The organism is Paenarthrobacter sp. TYUT067, from assembly GCF_023656375.1.
In the GTDB taxonomy this organism is placed as follows: domain Bacteria; phylum Actinomycetota; class Actinomycetes; order Actinomycetales; family Micrococcaceae; genus Arthrobacter.
This window is the reverse complement of sequence record NZ_JAMOIT010000033.1, coordinates 1-23478: the sequence shown is the minus strand read 5'-3', so window position 1 is coordinate 23478 and position 23478 is coordinate 1. Positions and strand designations below refer to the sequence as shown.

Here is a 23478-nt window from a genome sequence, read left to right as displayed (position 1 = left end):
AGAAGTCCAGGAGCCCAGCAACATGCAGGAACTCGGAGTAGTCCACCGCACAATAACCCGCGCCTCAGAAGCGGATGTCGAAGCACTCTCGGCATTCGGTGTGAGCACCATCCACGAAGCCATGGGCCGGCTCGGACTCATGCGCCCCTACATCCGCCCCGTCTACCCCGGAGCGAGCATGTGCGGCACCGCCGTCACTGTACTTCTCCAGCCCGGAGACAACTGGATGCTCCACGTAGCAGCCGAACAAGTCCATCCAGGTGACGTCGTAGTAGCAGCCTGCACTACCGAAAATGAAGACGGCTTCTTCGGAGATCTCCTCGCAACCTCCCTGAAAGCCCGGGGCGCCAAAGGCCTGATCATAGACGGCGGCTGCCGCGACGTCGCCACCCTTCAGGAGATGAACTTTCCCGTCTTCAGCCGTGCCATTAATTCCAAGGGCACAGTCAAGGCCACCCTCGGATCCGTCAACATCCCCGTTGTCTGCGCCAACGCTCTCGTCAACCCCGGCGACGTAGTAATTGCCGACGTTGACGGCGTCGTCGTAGTACCCGCTGCCCGCGCCGGAGAGGTCGCCACCGCCGCCAAGAAACGCGAAGACAACGAAACCGGGAAACGAGATCGATTCGCGTCCGGAGAACTCGGCTTAGACATCTATAACATGCGCGCGCCGCTCGAAGCAGCCGGCCTTCGCTACATCGACTGATCCATGGACCAAAAAACACAACAGACCCCAAGGAACAACAACATCATCGGGATCGACATCGGCGGCACAGGAGTCAAAGGCGGGATAGTCGACCCGAAGTCAGGCAAGCTGCAGGGAGCCATGGCCCGTGTTCCCACCCCTCAGCCGGCTACCCCACAAGCCGTGGCCACCGCCGTAAACCAGCTTGTCCAGGAACTTGAACAACGCGAGGATGCCCCTGGCCTCAGTTCAGCAGTGGGAATTACCTTCCCGGGCATTGTTTCAAAGGACCACGCCCGTTCAGCGGCACACATGGACTCCACCTGGATTGGCTGCAACATCACAGCCCTCTTCGCCGAAGCGCTCAACCGACCCGTGAAGGTCCTCAACGACGCCGACGCCGCCGGACTGGCCGAAGTGCATTACGGCGTGGGACGAAACGTCGATGGGACCGTGTTGATGCTCACCCTTGGAACAGGGATAGGGTCGGCGTTCATTTTCAACGGAACGCTCGTGCCGAACGCCGAGCTGGGGCATCTGGAAATCGACGGGGCCAACGCCGAGTCAAAAGCATCTGCCGTAGCGCGCGAGCGACAGGAACTGCCCTGGGAGGACTACAGCGAGATCCTGCAGCGCTACCTTTCCCACGTTGAATTCCTGTTCTCCCCTGAGCTGATCATCATAGGCGGTGGGATCTCCGAGAAGACTGACGAATACCTCCCCCACATAAAACTGCGCACCCCGATCATGCCCGCCACGCTCAAGAACAAGGCAGGCGTCATCGGCGCAGCGCTTCAGGCATCCATGCAGCCCGGCCCACGCGCAGCTCACACCCTGCCTCCCCAGCGTTGACAGACGCCGAGAATTCACGAGGAATACATGCCAGAAGCACATTCGTCCAAAACCGACAGCTCTGCAGAGCTATCGCCGTTGCGCCCAGGAATCGACGACTGGTCGACTATCAAGAATCAGAACGTAGTAGTCCACACCGACGGCAAAATATCCGACCGAGGATGGGTCGACGACGTCATGCCCGATGGGTCAATTCTCTGGCTCATCAACGACGGCGCATCAGGACGGCGCATGGTCGAAAACCAGTCCGGTACCTTCATCCACTTGATTCAAGGATGACCAGCCATGGACCATTTCAGCTTCGCAGATCAGCTTTGTTTGCATAGAACGTGCCTGGCCCGAACAACTGAACGATCTGTCTAGTGCCTTGCGGACGCTAGGACGACGTATGGGCGCTTATCGGCAGACTGGTCCGCGTCGACGTGCCCAGCCGACGTTCGCGTGCTGCAGTATCCGGAGGCACCACTGGGAGCGGTCATCTGCGTCGGGCCCGCGTCTCGCCTGATTTCGCAGTGCGCTTCGAAGACACGGCCCAGACCCATTTGATGGCACTCGGCCGATGACCGCCGAACTCCCACCTCGAAATGACCCTGCACATGCAGAGCGCTTCCGAATTCGCGTCATGTCGCCATGGCCACCCACATGCATGAGTAGATGACCCAGGAGGCAAGTTCTCCTGGCCGCATGCAGGCGCAATAAAGACGATATAAGTGTGGACAATGTCCACACCCCCTTTGGCCTGACAAAGCGTCCGCCAGCCACGTCTCCTCAATCCCTGAACAAGCCGCAACCAGATTCTCTGAGCCAGGTTCTCAAGATCATGTAGTGCCCAGCCCTCCTACCCATGAAGAGGTGTAGGCCAACCACGACCTACCGAACGAACCAGGAAAGGACAGCATAACCCCAGTTCAGAGCAAGCGGAGGGCCTACCAGCCACGACCCTGAGCCCGCTCCCCCACAATCGCACAGGCGACCCGCGGCGCCAGGCACACCCCGCGGCCAGTGTCAGAGGGACCTGACCACCCGAAATCTACACACGTTAAAGCAAAAACCCCCTCTGACGAGGGGGTATGCCGTGCCCGAGGTGGGACTCGAACGGGATTCCAGGCCCTTGAAAACACAGGGAAGCGGCGAAAACATGCGGAATCCGGGCCAGTCCGATGGGTGTACGGGCCAGTCCGAGGTGGAAAGTGTGAACACTGTCCACACGCCTTTTTGCCCACGCTCCATCGACCCTGCCCAAACGACACTGCCGTCCGTCGGGCAGTCATCCACCGTCGCCGCTACAGATTGGCCGTTCAGTATGAATCGAATCCTTTCACCGCGGCCGAATCGGGGAGGCGGTTCAGCTGAGGCGCCTGGGGCATTGAACGCCGGCACCCAAGAAATCTCTCCCGAAGCTTCGATGGCTATTCGTCTCATCCGCTGCTCGCCGTATGGAATGGTTGTTAATGGGCATATTCGCTTTCTGGGTGTCGCAGGTCATGGCTCCCGGTCAGGGCCGCCTCAGCTTGGGTGTTGGCGGGCGTCGCGTACTCAACACCTGTACGCGGGGTAGCAAGTCCCTTATTAGGGCACAGGAATGACGGGGTCGGCGGCGTCAGGAGCCGGCCAAGTTGATTCGGATCCGGCACATCATCACCACCCATGTCCGTTCCGCGGCTACGGGCGTGCCAGGTAGTCGATCGCAATGTCTTTCAGCGCTTGAAGGCTTAGCTCAGGTCCGTGGCCCGCGAAGATCGAGGCCGCTTCCAGATCCCGTAGCCGTTTCATGGTGTGTCGGTAGTCGTCCCGGTCAGCTCCGGTGATGGTGTCCAGCAGCTGTCCCTTATAAATGGTGTCTCCGGTAAAGAGCCAGTTTCTTTCAGGGTGGTAGATGCAGATGCTTCCCGTAGAGTGGCCTGGGGTGCCGATGACTTCCAGCGGGGTTCCGAGAGTGTCAATGACGTCTCCGTCCCTGAGGAGTCGTTGCGGGATAGCCCGTGAAATCTCGTATCGGCCGGGGTCGTAGTCAGGGTGCGGGACCTTCTGGAGCATGGAGTCCGCTTCTCCGTCTGGAACATCGATTCCGAGTATGCCGTAGAGGGTGCGGGTATCGAGGGAAACCGGTCCCGGGTTGATCAGCGCGTTGGCTTCGGCTTCGTGAACGGCGACGTCATCAAATTCGTACGCTCCGCCCACATGGTCCAGGTGAGTGTGCGTGATGATCAACTGGGGATCCCGTTCAAACATCTGGGGTATCTCCTGCCGCAACGGGACAATACCGAGGCCGGCATCAATGACCACATCCCGGTCTGGCCCCCGTAGCCACCAGATGTTGGACTGCAACATGTCATGAACGTACGGTTCGGTGACTTTTATGAGCCCTGGCCAGACTTCTTCGAGTTTGAACCATGCTTGCGAACGGGCAGCTTCTCTGCTCGGGATACGGCGGCTCAATGGATGTGCCTTAGGAAATCGCGGGTCCGCTCGTGCTGGGGGTTCTTGAAGAACTCTTCGGGAGGAGCCTGCTCGACGAGTACGCCTTGGTCAAAGAGGGCTACTTCCGTCCCGACCCTGCGCGCGAACTGCATTTCGTGGGTCACGACTACCATTGTCATTCCGTCCGCAGCAAGTTTCTCCATGACGGCGAGGACGTCGTTGACCAATTCCGGGTCTAGCGCTGATGTCGGTTCGTCGAAGAGCATTACTGACGGGTTCAGGACCAGAGCCCGGGCGATGGCCACCCTTTGTTGCTGTCCGCCGGAAAGCTCACTGGGGTAATGACGCAGGTGCGAGCCCAAGCCAACACGGTTCAAGATCTCCGCTGCCTGCTCTTTTGCTTGTGCGGCGTGCACCTTTCTGCTCAACCGCTGGGCCAGTGTCACGTTCTGGAGGACGTTGAGGTGGGCAAAGAGATTGAACCGCTGGAAGACCATACCGATCTCAGATCGTTGGTGGGCCAGGGTTCGCTCGCGTGCAGGTCGGTTGCGGGCGTCTACTCCGATGCGGTTGCCTTTGAAGATCACTTCTCCGGCGTCGAGGGGCTCCAGTAATGCCATCAGTCGGAGCATCGTTGACTTCCCGGATCCTGAACGGCCCAGAACAACTTTGACTTCACCGGAAGCAACGGAGAAATCCACTCCTTTGAGGACCTCTTGGTTTCCATACTTTTTGTGGAGGTTCCTGACCTCAAGCACGGTCTTTACGGTTGGACGCACAGGTGCGATGATCTCGGACATATTAGAGTCCTTTCAGCGTCGACGGGACAGGTTTGGACCAAACTTGGGACCTGTCTGGTTTGGAGACCCACCGGTATCGCTTTTCAACTTGGTGCTGCAACGCCATGACAGCACTGACGATGACCAGATAGTAGACCAGTGCCGCGGTGTAGTACTCGGCGTACCGGAACGTAGTTGCAACTTGGACCTGCCCCGTGGTCATCAACTCCTGAAGTGAGATGACTGAGGCCAGGGATGTGTACTTGATCATTCCAATGAATTCGTTGCCCGTGGGAGGCAGCGCGACCTTGATCGCTTGGGGAAGTTCTACCCTGAGGAAGGTCTGCGCCGGGGTAAGTCCCAGTGCCCTGGCTGCGAGCTTTTGTCCGCTATCAACACTGAGCAGCGCGGAACGGAGTATCTCTGCCATGAAGGCACCTTCGACCACCGAAAGCCCGATGAAGCCTGCCAGGAAGGGTGAGTACCAGCTGTCCCGAAGTGCCGGGATGATCTGGGGGGCCGCGTTCCAGACGATGAGAAGCAGCAACAGCGTCGGGACCGAGCGGAAGAACCACACGTAGGCCCACGCCAGGCTCCGCAAGGTCTTCATCTTTGAGATCCCGGCCATGGCAACACCGAGGCCAATCAGCGTCGCGGCTATTTGGGAAACTATCGCCAGCTGAAGGGACAAAGCCGCCCCGGTCAGGAACTCCTTGGATGTCAGGGCCTGAAGGAAAATCCTCTGGTCAAAATCCATTATTTCCCCGCATCAGTGAGCCGGGTGGGGTCCAACCCGTACGTCTTGGCGATCTCGGCAAGCTTGCCTTCGTCGGAAAGCTTCTTGAGTCCGGTTCGGATCTCCTCAGTTAGAGCAGAACCTTCTTGGCGTACACGCCGAAGACAGCGTCGGTTTCGAAGATGCCGGGAACAGCTTGCAGTTTCCCGCCGGTCTTTTCCACGATTTCACCAACCGAGACGTCGGTATCAATGAGGGCATCAGCCTTGCCGTTCGTCACCGCAGCCGTGGTTTGGGTGTTCTGCGGGTAGGACTGCTGGACCAGGTCTGCCAGGCCTTTGCTCTTCAAGGTGTTCGACAAGTCTTTGAGGTTCGCCTCATAGGCTCCGCCGGCAAGAACGGCAATGGTCTTTCCGGCCAAGTCGTCCACGCTCTTGATGTCCGACCCCTGAGGGGCAATGATGACCGAACCTGTCTTCAGATATGGGACAGCATCGGCAACCTGCTGCCGCGCGTCGTTGACGTAGAGGCCGGACCAGACCACATCGCAGCGGCTGGCTTGCAGGGCGGGCATCAAACCGTCAAAGGCAACATCGGAAAACTTCGCCTTCACACCCCGCGACTCGGCCAAAGCGACTGCGGCATCAGCATCAAACCCGATCGGCTGACTGCCAGTGTTGCCATCTTTGTAGAATTCCAAAGGCTTGTACTGCGGCGTCATGCATACGCTGAACTCACCGGCTTTCAGAAGCGCCTTGGGACCACTGGCGGCTGACCCAGGCGCGGAAGCACCGGCGCCTCCGGAACACGCGCTCAACAGTACAGCCGCACCTACAGCAGCTGCGGAGCTGAGAAACATTCTTTTCATGATCTACCCTTTGCCTCGAACAAGTTCGCCATTGTGGCGCTTCTCACATGGTAGGCCCTTCATTTGGACAAAAAATTAGACAGACCGCCCACTTCTGCTGATATGCAAAGTACGATGTGATGATTGATTATCATCACATGTTTTTTCCCTTATTTTTCTGAAAATGAACGACTTGGGATTGACCGAAAAAACTTCTGTAACGAAAACACAGGTGCTGACTCATGGATGAAATCGACGAGCAAATACTGGCCGAGCTCCTGCGGAACGGGCGCATCACACTCACCGAACTCGCCACAACACTGGGCCTCAGCCGGGTGTCCGCCGCGCGACGCTTAAACGCACTCCTGACCGAATCCGGGCTCCGGGTCATAGGGCTGGCACACCCTGCTGTTGTCGGGCTTCCAGTCATGGCCCACGTCTCCATCGATGCCGCCGTTCCAGTCCAGGATCTGGCCGAGCAGATCGCCCAAGATCCTCGCGTGCCGTTCGTCTCCATCACCGCAGGCGTAATGTCCTTGATCGCCGAAATCCGGGCCAAAAACCATGAAGACCTTCAGGCCTGCATCGACGACATCCGCCGCATACCGGGAGTGACGTCCATGCGAACAAGCATCTACACCGAACTGCTGGTCGACATCCTGAGCCCTGCCCACATAAAGAACCCCATCCTCGACAAACTCGACCTCGCCCTCATCGACGTGCTCCGCCAGGATGGACGAGCCAGCTACGCAACCATGGCATCAACGCTTGGCGTATCAACCGGAACCGTACGCACACGCGTCATGCGCATCCTGGACAGCGAAATCGTCAAGATAGGTCTCAGTTGGCGACCCGCTTCGCAGGAACGCGTCACCCGCATGGGCTTGGGAATCAGGATCACGGGCACGGCCCTGGACCTCTCGAAATCCCTTGAAGGAATTCCAGGGTTCACCTTCCTGGCTTCAAGCATCGGTCAACACGACGTCATCGCAACCATCCACGGATCCGACGCAAACTCGGCGCTTATGGCTGTCGATCAAATCAGAGCACTCCCCGAGGTCCTAAACATCGAGTCGTGGATCCATCTCAAAGTCATCAAGGAAGAACACTAGAAGCCAGGCCATCCCAAGCAAGACGACATGAGCTGCACCCACTAGATGCAGCGCAAAAAAGACAGCCTCTTGTCCTCCTGTTGGGACTATGCAGTGTCGTCAGGCAAACGATGATTTTGACGCCGGAGGTGGAGGATTTGTCCTTGGGCTGCTGCGACGGCGGCTTCGAGTTCGGCGATCCTTTTCCGGTTGGTCGAACGTTCATGGGCGAGTTTGGCGATGAGTGTCCTGACGATGCTGCTCGTGTCGGGATATGGCGGTTCGCGCCGTGAAGCGGAGTGCGTTCGTGCGGTGGTGTTGGCATGGTCCACAAGGGCCGCCCTTCCGCTGATCGGCTCGGCGGCGGCCCGGAGCAGGTCAGGGTGGTGGCGCTTTCGGTCATCCAGGCGTGGGCACCTTGCGCGCCACCTCGGCCGCTTGCATCGAGCTTTTCTTTGCTGAATGGCAGCCTATTTCCGGGTCATGGTGACGCTGGCGTTGTGGCGACCATCGGGGCTGTCACCGACGCAAATCTCGGTCATGCTGTTGCTGTCGCGGTTCGTCATGCAGGTTTCGCCACCATATCCTTCGGCTTTGAACTCATCGATGTTCTTACCAAGGCGTGAGGCGATCTCGTCAACCGTTATCTCATGATCAACGGCCCACGCAACTTCCAGCCTGAGGCAGTGGCTGTCGATGGAAACGCAGCCGGGGTCAACCTTCCGCTCAAACCGATGAGTTTCAGTCCAGCCCTCCTCCCGTACGTTGTCAGCTGCAGCCCTCATGGCCGCAGCTTTCTCAGCCTGGCTTCCGCCGCCTCCGTTGATCTCGCTCACCAAGGCGGAGCAACCGGCGAACAGGAGTATTCCGCAGATCGTCAGGGAAAGAGCGATGATGCCGAGAATCCATCCAGCCTTGCTTTTCCTGGGTGGAGGCGGAGCCCACTGCTGGGGCTGGCCGTACTGGGGAAAGCGCTGAGGATTTTGTTCATAGTACTGCTGGTGCGGATAGGAAGGCTGATTTGGGTGCCCCGGTCCCTCACGTCTCTGCGGCTCCATACCGCTACCCCCAATATTCTCTTACCCGGTCTTTTGAAGGACGATGATGCGTTTCTCTCCGAGACGATCATGTCATGTCGAACCTGCCACACCGTGAGTAGGGTCGCCGTAACGACCTGTGGAGACCAGCGGACTCGAACGACCGACCAAGCACACGTTCTCCGGTCCGGGCTGTGGCGCTCTGGACCACTGCACTCACGGAATGGTTGGATATGGTCATGCCTGCGCCTCCCACTGTCGCTATCTGCGGCCCCGCGTCGTGGAACCACCTCATCCTCCTGGACCACCTTCCGGAGCCTGCCCCCCACATGCAATTTGCCCGCCGTTCGTGGGAGACGATAGGTGGGACATCCGCCGGTAAGGCCCTGCATCTCGCAGACCTAGGTGTCACCGTTCGGTTGAGTTCTCTACTCGGAACTGACATTGAAGGCCAGCGGGTCCGCAGCGCCCTCACCGCGGCCGGAGTCGCCGTCGAGGCCTTAACGACCGGGCAGACGGAACGCCACGTCAATTTGATGACCGACGGCGGCCAGCGGGTGTCGCTGTACGTTGCGGTCCCGACCACTCCTCTCCAGCACGAGCTCCGCATCACGGCTGAGGCGGTTGCCGCAGCAGATCTCGCCGTGATTGACCTCAGTGAACTCGGTGCGCTTCTGTTGCAGCGCCTGGACGCCCATCAGACGCCTATTTGGGCAGACCTTCACGACTATGACGGATCGTCCGAATTCCATGAACCATTCGTTCGCGCCGCCACTACAGTTTTCATGAGCAGTGATAGCACGGAGGACCCATGGGAACTTATGCGTTCCTGCCTCGAACGCGGTCCTCGCTTGGCCGTTTGCACCCTCGGAGCAGACGGGGCCATTGCGCTGGAGGCTTCCGGGGCGCGACATGAGGTCAGTGCCCCTCCCGCCGATGTGGTGGACACCAATGGTGCCGGTGACGCCTTCATGGTCGGATTCCTGGCAGCGACGCTCCACGGCGCCACAGTTGATGATGCTCTCAAGGCAGCAGTAGCACAGGCTCGCATTGCGATAGAAAGCGAGCATCTGCACCCGAAACTCTCCGAGGTGCTGACGGCTCCTTAGTACAGCTCGATGTCCAGGGTTTCCTCTTCAACAAAATCCAGAGCGCTCCTCACAGCACCCATGGTCACCACGGAATCACCTAAGGGTGAAACGGCCAGCCGCGGAGGAGTAGCGGTGAATTCAGGCAGGCGCTCAGCAATGGGATCCAGCAGCGCGCCCGCCGATTTGGCTACTGCGCCCCCTATCACCACAAGCTCCGGGTTGTGGATGGTGGCCACAGCCCCGATAACCCTCGCCATGCGATCGGCCAGCCGATCCAGAATCCGCCGTGCCACAGCGTCACCCCGGAGTGCGGCGGCGAAGACGTGTTTTGCTTCGATGGCCTCTGGAGGATATTCACGGAGTAGCGTTTCGTCATTTCCAGTGATGGCCTCGGCAGCCCAGGTGCGTGCCATGAGAGCTATCCCAAAGGTGTCCCCCACCCCCTCAACCTGCTTGAGGAACGCCAGCTCGCCGGCGCCTCCGCCGCAACCATGCAGAAGCCGGCCGTCGTCGATCACTCCGGAACCAAAGCGCTCACTGGCGAGGATAACCACGACGTCGTCCACCCCCACTGCTGAACCGCGCCAACGCTCGCCCAGGGCCGCCAAGTTTCCGTCGTTGGCCAGCAACACCGTCCACCCATGAAGATCCTTCAGAGCCGATTTCAAGCCAACGTCCAGAAGAGCCCAGAAGGGTTGAGTCGTCAGTACATTGCCGTTACGGCCCACCGGGGCCGCAATTCCGGCGCTGACTGCGAGAACCGCGTCGGAGGTGACGCCAGCCTTGCGAAGGGCATCACATGCCGTACTGTCAATGGCCGATACACGCTCGCGGGGACTGATATCAGAACCCGGAATACGGTCATCAGCCGTGATCTGAACTCCACGAAACTGCTGACTCGCCCTGCCCACAATTTCACCACGAAGGTTGGACGCCACGGCCGTCACCTTGGAGACCCCCACATCCAGGCCAATGACGTACCCGGCGTCCTGGTTTAGAACGAACCGTCGGGCAGGACGTCCTTTGAGGTACTCACCAAACTCGCGTTGGTTTTCAAGCTCCAGAATCCAGCCCCGGTCCATGATCTCTTCACATACAGAAATGGCAGTTGCACGGGCTAGCCCCGTGCCCTCCATAACGTCCGAGATTGTCACGATGGTGGAAGCCCTCATAAAGTCCAAGACCGATCTAAGGCTTGCCCGCCGAAGCATCTGCGGCGTCGGCGAGGATGAAGGGGCGCTCATCGGGTCTTGACCTCTCTGTAGCTCAGGTCACATAATACTTCAGGCACTAAATTTTGAATCCAAATTAACTTCGGAGACACAATGAATGCAGCCCCGGACCATTCAGAATCCCCCGCCCCCAGCAACTCCGCCCTGGATCGATGGAACACCCTCTGGGAGCCCGCCGCGCGCCGGTACCAGCCGATCCTCGATCATCCGACGCCGGCCTCCGCTTCCACAGCCACCCCGTCACCAGAGGCGACCGCCCAGCTTTAGCGCCGAGAGCCTCTCGTCCCGCCCCTTCGGAACTACCAGGCAACCATCTTTGTGCGCTTGGCTTTTTGAGGCCACAGTCGCGCCCGCTTCCATCTGCAAGCGCTTCCAGTTTATGCTCTTTTGCTCTTGTTTAATGTCTAGACTCCGCCTACCTTGATGGGTAGCCGTCATCGTGACGCGGCCGCCGATCAGTAGGGCGGCGTCAGTCGCTGCCTAGGACTCCCGGCCTGCAGCGGCTCCATCATCGAGGAGACTCACCTCCATGCCAGCACACGACGAGGACGTCGCAGTCCACTTTCCTCACAAAAGGAAACGCTTGCAATTCTTAGCCACGTTGGTCCTTCTTACCGTCTTCGGCACACTGTTTACCTCCACGCTTTCAGCTCCCCTGGCCCAAGCCGCGGCTCCCGGACCCAAAGACGCCACCGCGGTGATGTTCTCCTGGACATGGAACGCAATAGCCCGCGAATGCACAGAGAACCTCGGGCCAGCCGGATACGGATTCGTACAGACATCTCCCCCGCAAGAACACGTACAAGGCCCGGAATGGTGGACCCACTACCAGCCGGTCAGCTACAAGGTGGAGTCACGGCTGGGCACGCGTACGGAGTTCAAGCACATGGTGGACACCTGCCACACCGCGGGTGTGAAAGTGATCGCCGATGCCGTGATTAACCACATGTCCGGAAAGAGCACCGGGGGAACGGGTTGGGCAGGAACCACATTCCAGCACTACGACTATCCCGGAAACTACCAAGGGCAGGACTTTCACTCGTGCCGAAGGGACATCGCCAACTACCAAAACCGATGGGAAGTCCAGGAGTGCAATCTGGTCAACCTCTCCGACCTCAACACGTCCTCCCCCTACGTTCAGGGAAGAATTGCCGAATACCTCAACGATCTGGTGACCTTGGGAGTTGACGGGTTCCGGATTGACGCCGTCAAACATATTGCGGCCAGCGACATGCAAGGAATTCTCTCCAGGGTCAATGACCGTGCCAGGCTCTACGTAGTCCAGGAAGTTATCCGGGCCAACGAACCGGTACAGCCGGAGGAATACACCAGCAACGGTGATATCCACGAGTTTGCCTTCGCCCGCAAACTCAAAGAGGCCTTCAACGGCGGGAACATCAACTGGCTGATCACAGGTAATGGCATCGGCTCCACCTGGGCCGGTTTCCTTCCTCAACAGAACGCCGCAGTCTTCGTCGACAACCATGACACAGAACGAAACGGCGAAACGCTCACCTACAAGGACGGGGCAAACTACGATCTCGCCCAGATCTTCACAATGGCGTGGAACTACGGATCCCCCTCGATCCATTCAGGTTATTCCTTCTCCAACAATGAGACAGGACCGGCTGTTGCCTCGAACGGGGAAGTCATAGATCCCGTGTGCGGCCGGAATGGCTGGACTTGCAAGCATGCGCAAACCAACATCGAAAACATGGTGGGCTTCCGCAATACGACATATGGCGCCCCGATCGTCAACAAGTGGGACAACGGCTCGAACGCCATCGCCTTTGGTCGTGGCGATAAGGGCTATGTGGCGATCAACCGCGGCAATGCCATCACCAGGACTTTCCAGAGCTCCCTTCCCGCCGGCCGCTACTGCAACGTGGTGGCGGGACTGCCCACCGCTACCGGCTGCTCAGCGGGTGACGCGGTAACCGTGGACGCATCCGGGACTTTCCAGGCCACTGTCGACCAAAATGCCGCCCTCGCGTTGCACATCAACGCAAAAGCAGGCGGGCAAACAGAGCCGGGGGCAATCAACCTCAAGGTGTACTACTCCACCGCCAAGGGCTGGAGCGACTACAAAATGCACTACCGGGTGGGCGCCGGCGCCTGGACAACCGCACCGGGCGTCACCATGACCGCCGCCTGCCCTGGGTGGCTCTCGTACACCATCCCCGCCGGCTCAGCCGGTGCAACGGCTGCGTTCAACAACGGAAACGGCGTATGGGACAACAACAACACCAGCAATTACGCCTTGAGCGGTGGGATCGCAACCGTGAACGGCAATGTGGTTAGTCATACCGATCCTTGCAGCGGTTCATCTACCCCTGGACCGACAGACACCACAGTGCTGTTCTACTCAACCAACAAGAATTGGTCCGCCTATTACGCCCACTATCGGGTGGGGACCGGTGCATGGACCACGGCCCCGGGCATAACCATGACTGCCTCATGCCCTGGTTGGGTAACCACCTCCATCCCCCTCAACGGAGCTTCCGGAATTACCGCTGCATTCAATAACGCGGCGGGCACCTGGGACAACAACGGAGCAAACAACTACGCTGCTGGACCCGGTTATCACCAAGTGAAGGACGGAACAGTCAGACAAGGAAACCCTTGCGCCTGACACACAAAGACCTCACGTACCCGGGCCTTCCGGTCACGTGAGCCGGGAAGGAGGCGGCGCCGGATCCCGGCGTCGCCTCCGTTTGCAGCCTCATCGTCGAAGCCGCGGTGAGCAGGTCTCCAAAGGACCCACAGAAGTACCTGGCAAGCGAAACCGTTTCTTGCGCAGTCTGCATGGCTCGCAGTCCGAGAGTCGCCACGACCTCCAGGGCCGTCTCCCTCCGGCCGGTAGAACCGTGGTCTGGCCGGGGAGTCAGCCATCCGCCACGTCCAGAACTGTATGTCTGACTCCCTCTGGCCGATAACGGCGTATATGTCGGGACTGAAAGCAGTCCCCGGCCCGTCCGGCACAACCATCCCGCCAAGCGATGGCACATGCCGAAGACCAAGTCCGCTCACGTCATGACGCCCCACCCTCGCCGACCCATGAATAGCCAGAAGCAACAAAGCTCTTTGTCATTCTGATATCCCGATCATCGCCGGATGGGGCCTCCGCGCAACCAGGGCACTGACATGCCAGTGCCGATCTGGAAAATTCGCTCGACGCTCCTACGCTATTTCTCCCCTTCCGATCTTTCCGGACCTGCCCCGATCATCCGAATTGCACCCCAGCCACTTACCAGCGAATTGGTCCCTAACAGAACGACCCACAAGACCAACGACCGCAGGACAAAAGACAAGGGCAAAGGAACAGGACAATGAATGCGCTCACCATCAAAGACCCTGCAGACCTGCTCAGCTTCATCGGGCACACCCTCGGCTTCTGGCCCAACGAGAGCCTGGTCTGCATCACCCTGGACAAAGGCAAGGTCGGCGCCACCCTCCGCATCGACCTCCCCCGCCAACCCGGAACAGAACTCCCCTACGCCCGAACCGTCAGCAGCTACCTCACCAGCGACACCAGCGCGACGAGCATCGTCTTCGCCCTCTACACCTCAACCCACTGTGAACCCGGTCAGCCCAAGCCGCACGCGGCGACCATCGCCGCGCTCACCGGGGTCCTCGCCGAGAACGGCATCACCATCCGCGATGGGATCTTCGTCAGCGACGACACGTACTCGCCCTACGACAGCGACCCTGGCCAAGACATCAGCCTGCCCATCAGCACCACCGAATTCAGCCGCGTCAACGCCGAATTCATCTACCGCGGCAGCACCATAGAACCCACCAACCAAATCGCCCTCCCAACGCCGACCCAAGAAGCAGGCCACGCCATCGCCGTCGAAAACCGCATGAACACCATTCGAGCCCAGGCACCCCATCAAGCCGCGCTACAAGCCAGCCAGCTCTGGACAGGCATGCTGGAGTCAAACGACTTCCCGGCCGACGAAGACTGCACCACACTCATCGCGTACTTCCAGTTCCCCCACATCCGCGACCGGCTCATGGCCGACATCCCCGGCATCAACGAACCACCCCAACACATCCTCTTCGCCCAAACCCAGACCGCGCCCAAATGGTCACGCGTCGAATGGGCACAACAACTCCTCCTCCACGCCTACACCAGAACCAGCCCACAACACGCAGCACCAATCCTCACCACCATCGGCTACATCAACTGGTGGGAAGGCAGAGGATCCAAAGCACACCAATACCTCCAACTAGCCCTCGACACCGACCCCGGCTACCGCTTCGCCCGACTCACCGACCAAATGCTCGGAGCCGGAATCATCGCCGGCTGGAACACCAACAAAAACACCGCCTACAAAACCCGACTCGACATGGCATAAAGAGGTGGCAGCGATAAGGCGGCCAAAACCAGCGACGGCTCCGTGGCAACTCAGCGCAGGACACTAATGCTGAGGCTGGCCCCTACACAGTCATGTTGTGGCGTCCACGCCACCCCCCGCTAGAGCCGCATCCACAAAACCACTCCAATGAATGAAATACATAGAACGAGGTTTGAGGCCCTTCACACATGCTGTAAGCGTGCCTTCGCAGACAGCAGGCTCTGCGCTCATATACCTGGGAGAAGATACGTGACCGAACAACTCGCCCCGCAAGACCTTCAGCTTGAAAAGGAAGGGGAAGACAAGGGTTTCACCCTGCCGAAGTGCTTTCCTCCGTCGCACGGAGTTACTGGCCCGGACGGGCGGATAAGTTACCGGGCGGAGACTTTCGCGGTTGTGGAAGGGTACCGGAACTTACTGTTGGATGTTGTGGTGCCTGCGACCTCAGCGGATGGCCCTGTCCCCGTGGTGGTTTGGATTCACGGTGGCGCTTTCGTCATGGGAGCATCCGAGGAAGTGTGGTCGCCCTGGTTTGTGCCTATGCGGGAGAAAGTCCTTGCTGCTGGTTTTGCCTTCGCGGCACTCAGCTATCGCTTCAGTGCAGAAGCAGCGTTTCCCGCGCAGTTGATGGATGCCCGAGCCGCTATCAGATACCTGCGCCATTTCGCCGCCGATCTGGGCATAGACGGCCGCCGCCTGGCGCTTTGGGGAGGATCCGCCGGAGCGCAATTGGCTCTGTTGGCAGCCCTGGACGGGGTCAACCCGGTGTTCACCGAACAGATCGGCGTTGAGGGCGAAGACGCCCCTGTTGCAGCCGTTGTCGACTTTTTCGGTCCCAGCGATGTCCTTAGTATGCAAGCGGATGACCTCACTGATGGCGTCAATGACCATGAGGGACCGGATGCATTCATGTCCCGGCTGATCAGGGGGCCGATTCGTGAACACGAAGAACGCGCCCGCGCCGCAAGCCCTATCAGTTACGTCAGCCCCGGGGCACCTCCTGTCCTGGCAGTGCATGGGACAGCCGACACTGCAGTCGGGCCCGCCCAGAGCCGTCGCCTCGTAGCCGCTTTGCGGGAGGTCGGCGCTGTCGCTGATCTGATCGAAGTCCCGGGAGCGGACCACGGGTTCATCGGCATCGACATGGACCCCATCTTGGAGACGTGCATCGAGTTCCTGTCCAAGCACCTCACAGGAGAAACACTTCAGGGCTGACACTTCATCATCACCAGCCACCATATTCAGTTGAGGGCACCGCTGCTGGGCGTTGGGAGCGGCGGTGCCCTCGCCGTAAATTTTGTGTCTTGAACCGAGCACATTGCTTTTGGACTAAGGCTGCCTGATCAGCTCCATGAAGCCTTGGAGGTGCTCGGCCATGTCTACCGACTCATCGTAGAGCCAGCTCAACTGAATTCCCTCCACAAGCGCGGTGATCTGCCGGGCTACGACGTCAGGCGAGATGCCCTCCCGCAGGCGGCCGGCCGCGAGTTCACGGTCCAGTTCAGACCTCACCGAGTCGACAAAGTCCTGGCTGCGGCGGAACAGGAAGTCATGGGCCGGGTGGTCGGAACTGATGGCCTCCGCCCGCAGCGTCGCGTCAAGATGGATCACCCCCCGAATTCCCGCATTGTGCCGCATAACGGCAGGCACGGTTTCAAGGAGACCTTTGTCGCTGATCAGCGCCGTCCTCCATGGCCCTTCCCGCTCTTCGCGGAGGACAAGCACGGCCTCCAGGAGTGCTTCTTTGCTCCCAAAGTGGTGAAGAAGCGCAGTGTGGCTGGTGCCCACCGCCTCCGCTATCTGGCGGATCGACAGGCCCAGGTAGCCCTTTTCAGCGAATACCTGGAAGGCTGCTTCCACCAATTCAGCACGCTTCTTGGCCCCGTTGGCATAGGGGGCGCGCTTACCTGTGCGGGCAGGCCCGCGGGTTTCCTGATCCATGGGTGGACCTCCTCTGAGAAGAGGCTACCAAGTTTCTTTTCCACTTTGGAAAAGAAATCTTTGGGAAAGTATTCCAATGTGGTCTAAGTTTGGTTAACGTTGCTAGAAAGGTCCGGCGGTAGCCGCTCGGAGCCTGCATCACCGGTCACAGGGAGCCAACGGTGGCTCTGGTCCAAAGGAGGATTTTCATGGGTGACCCCACAACCCAGGCACAGGTCATGGAACCTGCCGGGAACGCAGCACTTCACTCAACAGCCACTGCAACACCGACGTCGGGCGCTGCGGCGCAGCAGCCACTCGCGCAGCAGCCGATGTCGCCCCGGAAAACCATGGCATTGGTCCTCACCGCTGCTTTGGGCATGTACATCATGAGCCTGACGCTGGGAACGGCACTCTCGCTCCGTCTGGCAGTCGTCGATCCGGCGAGCAAAGAGACGAGCTATGGCATGGCCGTTTCCATCAGTTCTTTGCTTCTGATCGTCACCATCCCGCTCACCGGCGCACTATCCGATCGCACCGCGGGCCGGTTCGGCCGGCGTCGTCCGTGGATCATCGGCGGGTTGGTCCCCGCTCTGCTCGCCGCGGCTGTCATCGGGACAGTGCCGTCCACACCCGTGATCATCGCCGCGTATGTCATCGCCCTGGTCTCGGCGCAAGCCGCCTTCAACGCCTACGCCGTGATTCCCATCGAGGCCCTTCCAGACAACAAGCGGGCACGGGTCATGGGCGCCATGGGCATGGCCGGCGCGCTGGCCATGTCAGCGGGGTCCTACATTGCCGCTTGGCTGGTAGATGCCCCGCTGCTCATGATGTGTGTACCCGTTCTGCTGGCGATCGTCTGCAGCTTGCCGCTGCTGGTCCTCTACAAGGACCCCGCCAAGACCCGCGCTGAACTGCCGGCCTTGGACCTCAAGGGATTGGCGAAGTCCTTCCTTGTTGATCCGAGGAAGCGTCCGAACTTCGCATGGGCTTGGGTTTCACGGTTCCTGGCCGGCATTGCCATGACGGCACTGTTTGCCTACTTCATCTTCTTCCTGATGGATGGACTCCACATGCCGATCGCCGAAGCCGGGAAGAGCGCGGGCTTGCTCAACCTGATATCTGCTCCGGTGAGCATACTTTTCTTCACGGTCTCGGGCTGGCTTTCGGACAAGATCGGACGCCGCAAGCCGTTTGTCATTGCCGCGGCTCTCCTCATGGCAACGGCTCTGGTGCTCGGTGCCACGGCAACGTCCTTCGAACAATTCGTTGTGGCATGGATTGTGTTCTCCATGGGCCAGGCGATGTACCTCACCGTCGACCTCGCCCTGTGCGCAGCTGTCCTCCCGGACGCCCGCGACACCGGCAAGGACATGGCCGTCTTCAGCCTCGCCCTCAGCATCCCCAACATCATCGTTCCGGCAGCCGCACCGGCCATCCTCGCCATCGGCAGCGGCCACAACTACGGGCTCCTCTGGTTCGCCGCCGCTGCACTGTGTGCCTTGGGCAGCATCACCGTCACGTTCATCAAGGGCGTCCGCTAAACAGCGGCTGCCGTCACACAAGCTTCGATAAGGAAAACCATGACAAAGCCCCAATCTTTCCCCGGCGATTTCCTCTGGGGAGTCGCCACAGCTGCCCACCAGGTTGAAGGGAACAACGTCAACAGCGATACCTGGTTCCTGGAGCAGTTGCCCGGTACGATCTTCGCCGAACCTTCCGGTGACGCGATCGACCACTACCACCGCTACCGCGAGGACATCGCCCTCATTGCCGGTCTCGGTTTCACCACTTACCGCTTCTCCCTGGAGTGGGCGCGGATCGAGCCTGAGGAAGGTCAGTTCTCGACGGCGGCACTCAACCACTACCGTCGCGTCCTGGAGGCGTGCCACGAGCACGGCCTGACGCCAGTGGTGACGTTCCATCACTTCACCTCACCGTTGTGGCTTTTGGCCGCCGGAGGTTGGGAAGATGCAGCCACGCCGGAACGGTTCGGTCGCTACTGCGATCGCGTCACTGAGCACCTTGGCGACCTGATCGGGGTTGCCTGCACCCTGAACGAGCCCAACCTTCCGTGGCTGCTGAAGGAGATCGGCATTGGTGGCGGTCCCGCAGAAAGCCGCGGTCAGGTGCCGGTCTGGGCCGCCGCAGCCGAACGCCTCAACATCGAGGCTGCGAAGGTGGCTCCTTTCCAATTCACCGTCTCTGAAGCAGCCTTCGACGTGAAACTTGCAGCGCACCATGCCGGCCGCGACGCCATCAAGACCCGGCGCCCCGAGCTGATGGTGGGCTGGACTCTGGCCAACACGGACATCCACGCCGCACCAGGCGGAGAAACCAACGCAGACCGCATCCGCCGCGAGGTCAACGAACGGTTCCTCGAAGCCTCCCGGGGAGATGACTTCGTGGGAATCCAGACCTACGGACGCACGGTGTTCGGAGCTGATGGGCTGGTTCACGCCGAGGACGGCGTCCCCACCAACCAGATGGGCGAGGAAATCTACCCGGAGGGCTTGGAGGCGACCATCCGCGAGGCAGCCCGCATTGCCCGGATCCCCGTCATCGTCACTGAAAACGGCCTGGCAACCGAAGACGACACCCAACGCCTGAACTACCTCCGCACAGCAGTCGCCGGTGTCGCATCCTGCCTGGCGGACGGAATCGACGTCCGCGGCTACATCGCATGGACTGCCTTCGACAACTTCGAGTGGGTATTTGGCTACGTTCCCAAGTTCGGCCTGATCGCGGTGGACCGAACCACCCAGGAGCGTTCTCCCAAGCCAAGCGCCCATTGGCTGGGTGGTGTGGCGCAGAGCAATGGTGCCGCCCTGGACCTCGCAATCCAACCGGCATAGGCCTGCCTGATCCTGCCCGTACTGCAACCGAACCCGCAAGAACTTTGGAGATCACCCTGATGACTACCTGGCACGCCCGCATGATCACTGCGGACAAAGAATATGACGGCGCACCCCTGCTGCGGGGCCAATTCACGCTCGACGAAGGCCATGGCGACGTCGTGTCTGCCACCCTGTTCCTGTCCGCGCTGGGCGTGGTGGAGGCATGGGTCAACGGCCGGCGCGCCTCCGAAGACCTGCTCACTCCGGGGTGGTCCAGCTACGAATGGAGGGTCCGGTACAGCGAACTGGACGTCACCGGGCTGATCGACACGACGACGGTCATTGGACTTGCGCTCGGCAACGGCTGGTACCGCGGGCGGCTGGCGTGGTCGGGCGGTTCGAAGTACTACGGTGAGGAACTTGGCGCTTTTGCCGAACTCCGGATTCGGTTCGCGGACGGCCACGAGCAAGTTGTCGGTACGGACTCGTCCTGGATTGCCGGGCCGTCGGCCACCACCGCCAACGATCTCTACGACGGGCAGTCAATCGATGCCCGGCGTTTCGATGACGAATGGCTCGCTCCCGGGTTCAGCTCCGCCGAATGGTCGGCGGTCCGCGAACTCGACGACGACCTCAGCCGCCTCGAGCCGTACATCGGGCCTCCCGTCCGCCGCCAGTTGGAGTTGCAGCCGGTGAAGGTGTGGACTTCGCCAGCTGGCAAGGTTTTGGTGGACTTCGGCCAGAACCTGGTGGGCTGGGTGCGGGCGTCAGTAACCGGTACTGCCGGCAATGTGGTGACCGTCCGCCACGCGGAGGTACTGGAGCATGACGAGTTGGGCACCCGGCCCCTGCGCTCGGCAGAAGCGACAGACCGGTTCACGCTCTCAGGCGCGGCAGACAGCTTCGAGCCGACACTGACGTTCCATGGCTTCCGTTACGTGGAAGTTGAAGGCTGGCCCGGAGGCGCCGAAGCCCTTCAGGACCAAGGCGGCCTGACCGCCGTCGTGATCAGTTCGGACATGAAGCGGATCGGCACCTTCCAGACGTCCGATCCACTCTTGAACCGCCTGCACGAGAACGCGGTGTGGGGCATGCGCGGCAATTTCGTGGACGTTCCCACCGACTGCCCGCAGCGTGACGAACGTCTGGGCTGGACCGGTGACCTTTCGGCATTCGCACCGAGTGCGGCCTTCCTGTTCGACAGCCGTGACGTTCTGAGGGACTGGCTGCGCGACCTTGCTTTGGAGCAGAGCCATGATGAGGATCTGGTGCCGTTCGTGGTTCCGAACGTGCTCAAGTACATTGAGCAGCCGGCGGAGTTCGGCGCACCGGACTCGGCCGCGGTGTGGAGCGATGCTGCCGTGTGGGTACCCTGGGCACTGTGGGAGGCCTACGGTGATCGACGGGTCCTTGAGGAGCAATTCGAGTCCATGACCGGCCACGCCCGGCGGCTCCGCAGCAAGCTCTCGCCCAACGGCTTGTGGGACACCGGCTTCCAGTTTGGCGACTGGCTCGACCCCGATGCTTCCCCGGACCAGCCATGGGCGGCCAAGGCCGACAAGCATGTGGTGGCAACACTGTGTGCTTTCCGCTCGGCTTCCTTGGTGGCTGCTGCCGCCGAGGTGCTCGGGGATCACGCTGCATCCGCGGAATTTGGCGACATGGCGCAGGGACTGCGGTCGGCGTTCAAGGCTCACTACGTTGGCGACAACGGCGTCATCACCAGCGATTGCACCACCGTCTACGCCCTGGCCATCGTCTTCGGGATTCTTGGTGAGGGCGACCGTGACTTCGCTGGCAATCGGCTGGCCGAGCTGGTGGAAAAGTCGGGCTTCCGCATTTCCACCGGCTTTGCGGGGACACCATTCGTAACCGACGCACTGACAGACACGGGCCACCTCGATGCGGCATACCGGCTCCTGCTCCAGACCGAAAACCCCTCGTGGCTCTACCCGGTCACCATGGGCGCCACCACCATCTGGGAACGCTGGGACTCCATGCTTCCCGATGGCAGCATCAACGCCGGCGAAATGACCAGCTTCAACCACTACGCCCTTGGCGCGGTGGTCGACTGGATGCACCGGACCATTGGCGGATTGTCGGCGCTGGAGCCAGGCTACGGCCGGATCCTTGTTGCACCGCAGCCAGGCGGCGGACTCCAGTGGGCAGAAACCAAGCTGGAGACACCTCTGGGGATTGCTTCGGTTCGATGGGAGATCGTTGACGGTCGGCTTGAGGTTGCTGCCACGGTCCCGGATGGCAGCGAGGCCGTACTGCGGCTACCAGGAATGGACGACGAGATTGTTGGGCCGGGCCAGCACGTCCGGAGTGGCAGCGCCGCCGAGCTGTCCTTCCAATGATTGAAAACGCGGCCCTGCGCCGCGGGTGCAATGAGCAAAGCTAAGAAGAGGCACACAGCCCCATGAAGGAAAGAAGGATCAAATGTCCCTCAGCGTCGAGGAAATCACCAAGACACTCCCCCTGGCCAACACGCTCCCAGGTGACGCCGTTCCCTATTACATGGCTTCCGGCGAAGGTGCCCGCTACGAGATCAACGGCCAACTGATCACTGTCATCGCCCGCGCGGCGGACACGGGCGGCATCTTCAGCGCAGCCTACATTTCGGGCGGCATGGGAGCCGAGTCTCCGTTCGTCAGCCACGCAGTCGAACACAAGACCCTCTACGTGTTCGACGGCATCCTGCATGTCTGGTTGCCCGGTGAAAGCCGCATCCTGACGCCCGGTGATTCCGTGGTTATTCCGCCGGGGACTCCCCACGCTTACCGTATGGCCAGCCACTACACCCGGTTCCTCAACTGGATGACTCCCGGTGGCGCCGAGGCCTACTACCAGCGTGTCGGTACTCCCATCGACTCGCACGTCCCTCCAGCCCGTGCCGGCCACAAGCCTTCGCCCCAGGAACAGGCAGAGATCGGTGCTGAATTCGGCATCACGTTCCCGGACGTCGAACGTGTCCAGCCGGGACTGCAACAGAACGCGGGCCTGCCGTCCACGCTGAGCCCCTATTTCCTCAGTGCGGGTGAAGGAGAGCGTCTGGTCAGCTATCAGACCATGTTCTCCTATCTGTCACGGCCGCAGAATACCGGGGATAGCTACTTCGCGGTCCACACCAAGGGCGCAAAATCCCCGTACATTCCGCTGCATTTCCACTCCGAGCACACCGAGAACTTCCTGTGCACGGAGGGCCGCATGTGGCTCTACGCCAATGGGCGCGAGATGCTCCTGACCAAGGGCGATTTTGTCCACGCCCCGGCCGGCACCGTTCACTCCTTCGCGTTCGATGCACATAACACTCAGATGGTGGGCTTCCTGACCCCGTCAGTTTTCAATGGTTTCTTCGAGTACTTCAACAAGCCCACTGAGGACTACATCTACACGGAAGGTGGCGAGCCTTACATGGACATGGAAGGTTTTGGCCGGGCGCAGGCGGAGCTGGATCTGACCGTCGTCGGTCCGCCGCCGCAGCGGCGTGTTGCGTTGGATATCTAGGCTGAACCTCAAAGGGTCCGGACTCCCAGGGAGTCCGGACCCTTTGTAGTTGGTTGGGTTTACCTGCAACACATGCTCG

At 60.4% G+C, this 23478-nt stretch carries 21 protein-coding genes; 13 read left to right on the top strand and 8 right to left on the bottom strand.

Annotated elements, in window-relative coordinates:
* Positions 1-22 precede the first annotated feature (22 nt).
* The 3 genes from ligK to MOD31_RS21225 are packed head-to-tail and all read left to right on the top strand — an operon-like array spanning position 23 to position 1816.
* A complete protein-coding gene (ligK, locus tag MOD31_RS21235) occupies positions 23-706 on the top strand; it encodes a 4-carboxy-4-hydroxy-2-oxoadipate aldolase/oxaloacetate decarboxylase (protein WP_250821632.1) in 684 nt (227 codons plus the stop codon).
* 3 nt (positions 707-709) lie between these two features.
* Entirely contained in the window at positions 710-1537 is an 828-nt protein-coding gene (gene ppgK / locus MOD31_RS21230; protein WP_250821631.1) for a polyphosphate--glucose phosphotransferase, read from the top strand.
* Between the two features lie 27 nt (positions 1538-1564).
* Positions 1565-1816, top strand: a complete 252-nt coding sequence (locus tag MOD31_RS21225; protein WP_250821630.1) for a hypothetical protein — start codon at positions 1565-1567, stop codon at positions 1814-1816.
* Between the two features lie 1383 nt (positions 1817-3199).
* Here MOD31_RS21225 and MOD31_RS21220 read toward each other — a convergent pair.
* The 4 genes from MOD31_RS21220 to MOD31_RS21205 form a co-directional block, all read right to left on the bottom strand.
* Entirely contained in the window at positions 3200-3868 is a 669-nt protein-coding gene (locus MOD31_RS21220; protein ID WP_250821629.1) for an MBL fold metallo-hydrolase, read from the bottom strand.
* A 104-nt stretch (positions 3869-3972) separates the two neighbouring features.
* The gene (locus MOD31_RS21215) at positions 3973-4758 is read right to left on the bottom strand and encodes an amino acid ABC transporter ATP-binding protein (protein ID WP_284705570.1); all 786 of its coding nucleotides are present in this window, start codon (positions 4756-4758) and stop codon (positions 3973-3975) included.
* 1 nt (position 4759) lies between these two features.
* Entirely contained in the window at positions 4760-5494 is a 735-nt protein-coding gene (locus MOD31_RS21210; RefSeq protein ID WP_250821628.1) for an amino acid ABC transporter permease, read from the bottom strand.
* A gap of 109 nt (positions 5495-5603) precedes the next feature.
* A complete protein-coding gene (locus MOD31_RS21205; RefSeq protein ID WP_250821627.1) occupies positions 5604-6341 on the bottom strand; it encodes a transporter substrate-binding domain-containing protein in 738 nt (245 codons plus the stop codon).
* 221 nt (positions 6342-6562) lie between these two features.
* Between MOD31_RS21205 and MOD31_RS21200 the strand changes: the two genes are divergently transcribed.
* Positions 6563-7432 (top strand): Lrp/AsnC family transcriptional regulator, encoded by an 870-nt coding sequence (locus MOD31_RS21200; RefSeq protein ID WP_179017327.1) that lies wholly within the window; start codon positions 6563-6565, stop codon positions 7430-7432.
* Between the two features lie 86 nt (positions 7433-7518).
* On the opposite strand, the gene MOD31_RS21195 is transcribed toward MOD31_RS21200, so the two are convergent.
* Together MOD31_RS21195 and MOD31_RS21190 are read right to left on the bottom strand one after the other, a co-directional pair.
* Positions 7519-7743 (bottom strand): hypothetical protein, encoded by a 225-nt coding sequence (locus MOD31_RS21195; RefSeq protein ID WP_250821626.1) that lies wholly within the window; start codon positions 7741-7743, stop codon positions 7519-7521.
* A 138-nt stretch (positions 7744-7881) separates the two neighbouring features.
* Complete coding sequence (locus tag MOD31_RS21190) at positions 7882-8247, bottom strand: hypothetical protein (RefSeq protein ID WP_250821625.1); 366 nt, start codon at positions 8245-8247, stop codon at positions 7882-7884.
* A gap of 440 nt (positions 8248-8687) precedes the next feature.
* Here MOD31_RS21190 and MOD31_RS21185 point away from each other — a divergent pair, with 440 nt between their 5' ends.
* Positions 8688-9557: a carbohydrate kinase family protein gene (locus MOD31_RS21185; RefSeq protein WP_250821624.1), complete on the top strand. Its 870-nt coding sequence runs from the start codon at positions 8688-8690 to the stop codon at positions 9555-9557.
* Here MOD31_RS21185 and MOD31_RS21180 read toward each other — a convergent pair.
* The gene (locus MOD31_RS21180; RefSeq protein WP_179017330.1) at positions 9554-10783 is read right to left on the bottom strand and encodes an ROK family protein; all 1230 of its coding nucleotides are present in this window, start codon (positions 10781-10783) and stop codon (positions 9554-9556) included. The two genes, MOD31_RS21185 and MOD31_RS21180, sit on opposite strands and share 4 nt — an antisense overlap.
* Positions 10784-10864: 81 nt before the next feature.
* On the opposite strand from MOD31_RS21180, the gene MOD31_RS21175 reads away from it, so the two are divergent.
* The 4 genes from MOD31_RS21175 (at position 10865) to MOD31_RS21160 (ending at position 16347) form a co-directional block, all read left to right on the top strand.
* Positions 10865-11038 (top strand): hypothetical protein, encoded by a 174-nt coding sequence (locus MOD31_RS21175; protein ID WP_250821623.1) that lies wholly within the window; start codon positions 10865-10867, stop codon positions 11036-11038.
* 316 nt (positions 11039-11354) lie between these two features.
* A complete protein-coding gene (locus tag MOD31_RS21170; protein WP_250821622.1) occupies positions 11355-13403 on the top strand; it encodes a carbohydrate binding domain-containing protein in 2049 nt (682 codons plus the stop codon).
* Between the two features lie 697 nt (positions 13404-14100).
* Positions 14101-15132 carry a DUF4192 domain-containing protein gene (locus MOD31_RS21165; protein WP_250821621.1) on the top strand — a complete coding sequence of 344 codons (1032 nt, stop codon included), beginning with the start codon at positions 14101-14103 and terminating at the stop codon, positions 15130-15132.
* 249 nt (positions 15133-15381) lie between these two features.
* Positions 15382-16347, top strand: a complete 966-nt coding sequence (locus MOD31_RS21160; protein ID WP_250821620.1) for an alpha/beta hydrolase — start codon at positions 15382-15384, stop codon at positions 16345-16347.
* A gap of 114 nt (positions 16348-16461) precedes the next feature.
* Here the strand turns inward: MOD31_RS21160 and MOD31_RS21155 are convergent, their stop codons facing one another.
* Positions 16462-17073, bottom strand: a complete 612-nt coding sequence (locus tag MOD31_RS21155; RefSeq protein ID WP_250821619.1) for a TetR/AcrR family transcriptional regulator — start codon at positions 17071-17073, stop codon at positions 16462-16464.
* Positions 17074-17261: 188 nt separating this feature from the next.
* Here MOD31_RS21155 and MOD31_RS21150 point away from each other — a divergent pair, with 188 nt between their 5' ends.
* From MOD31_RS21150 to MOD31_RS21135, 4 genes are all read left to right on the top strand, one after another.
* Positions 17262-18596: an MFS transporter gene (locus MOD31_RS21150; protein WP_250821618.1), complete on the top strand. Its 1335-nt coding sequence runs from the start codon at positions 17262-17264 to the stop codon at positions 18594-18596.
* Positions 18597-18635: 39 nt separating this feature from the next.
* Positions 18636-19907, top strand: a complete 1272-nt coding sequence (locus MOD31_RS21145) for a glycoside hydrolase family 1 protein (RefSeq protein ID WP_250821617.1) — start codon at positions 18636-18638, stop codon at positions 19905-19907.
* A gap of 59 nt (positions 19908-19966) precedes the next feature.
* Positions 19967-22249: an alpha-L-rhamnosidase gene (locus MOD31_RS21140; protein WP_250821616.1), complete on the top strand. Its 2283-nt coding sequence runs from the start codon at positions 19967-19969 to the stop codon at positions 22247-22249.
* 82 nt (positions 22250-22331) lie between these two features.
* Entirely contained in the window at positions 22332-23399 is a 1068-nt protein-coding gene (locus MOD31_RS21135) for a quercetin 2,3-dioxygenase (RefSeq protein WP_250821615.1), read from the top strand.
* The last annotated feature ends 79 nt before the right edge of the window (positions 23400-23478 follow it).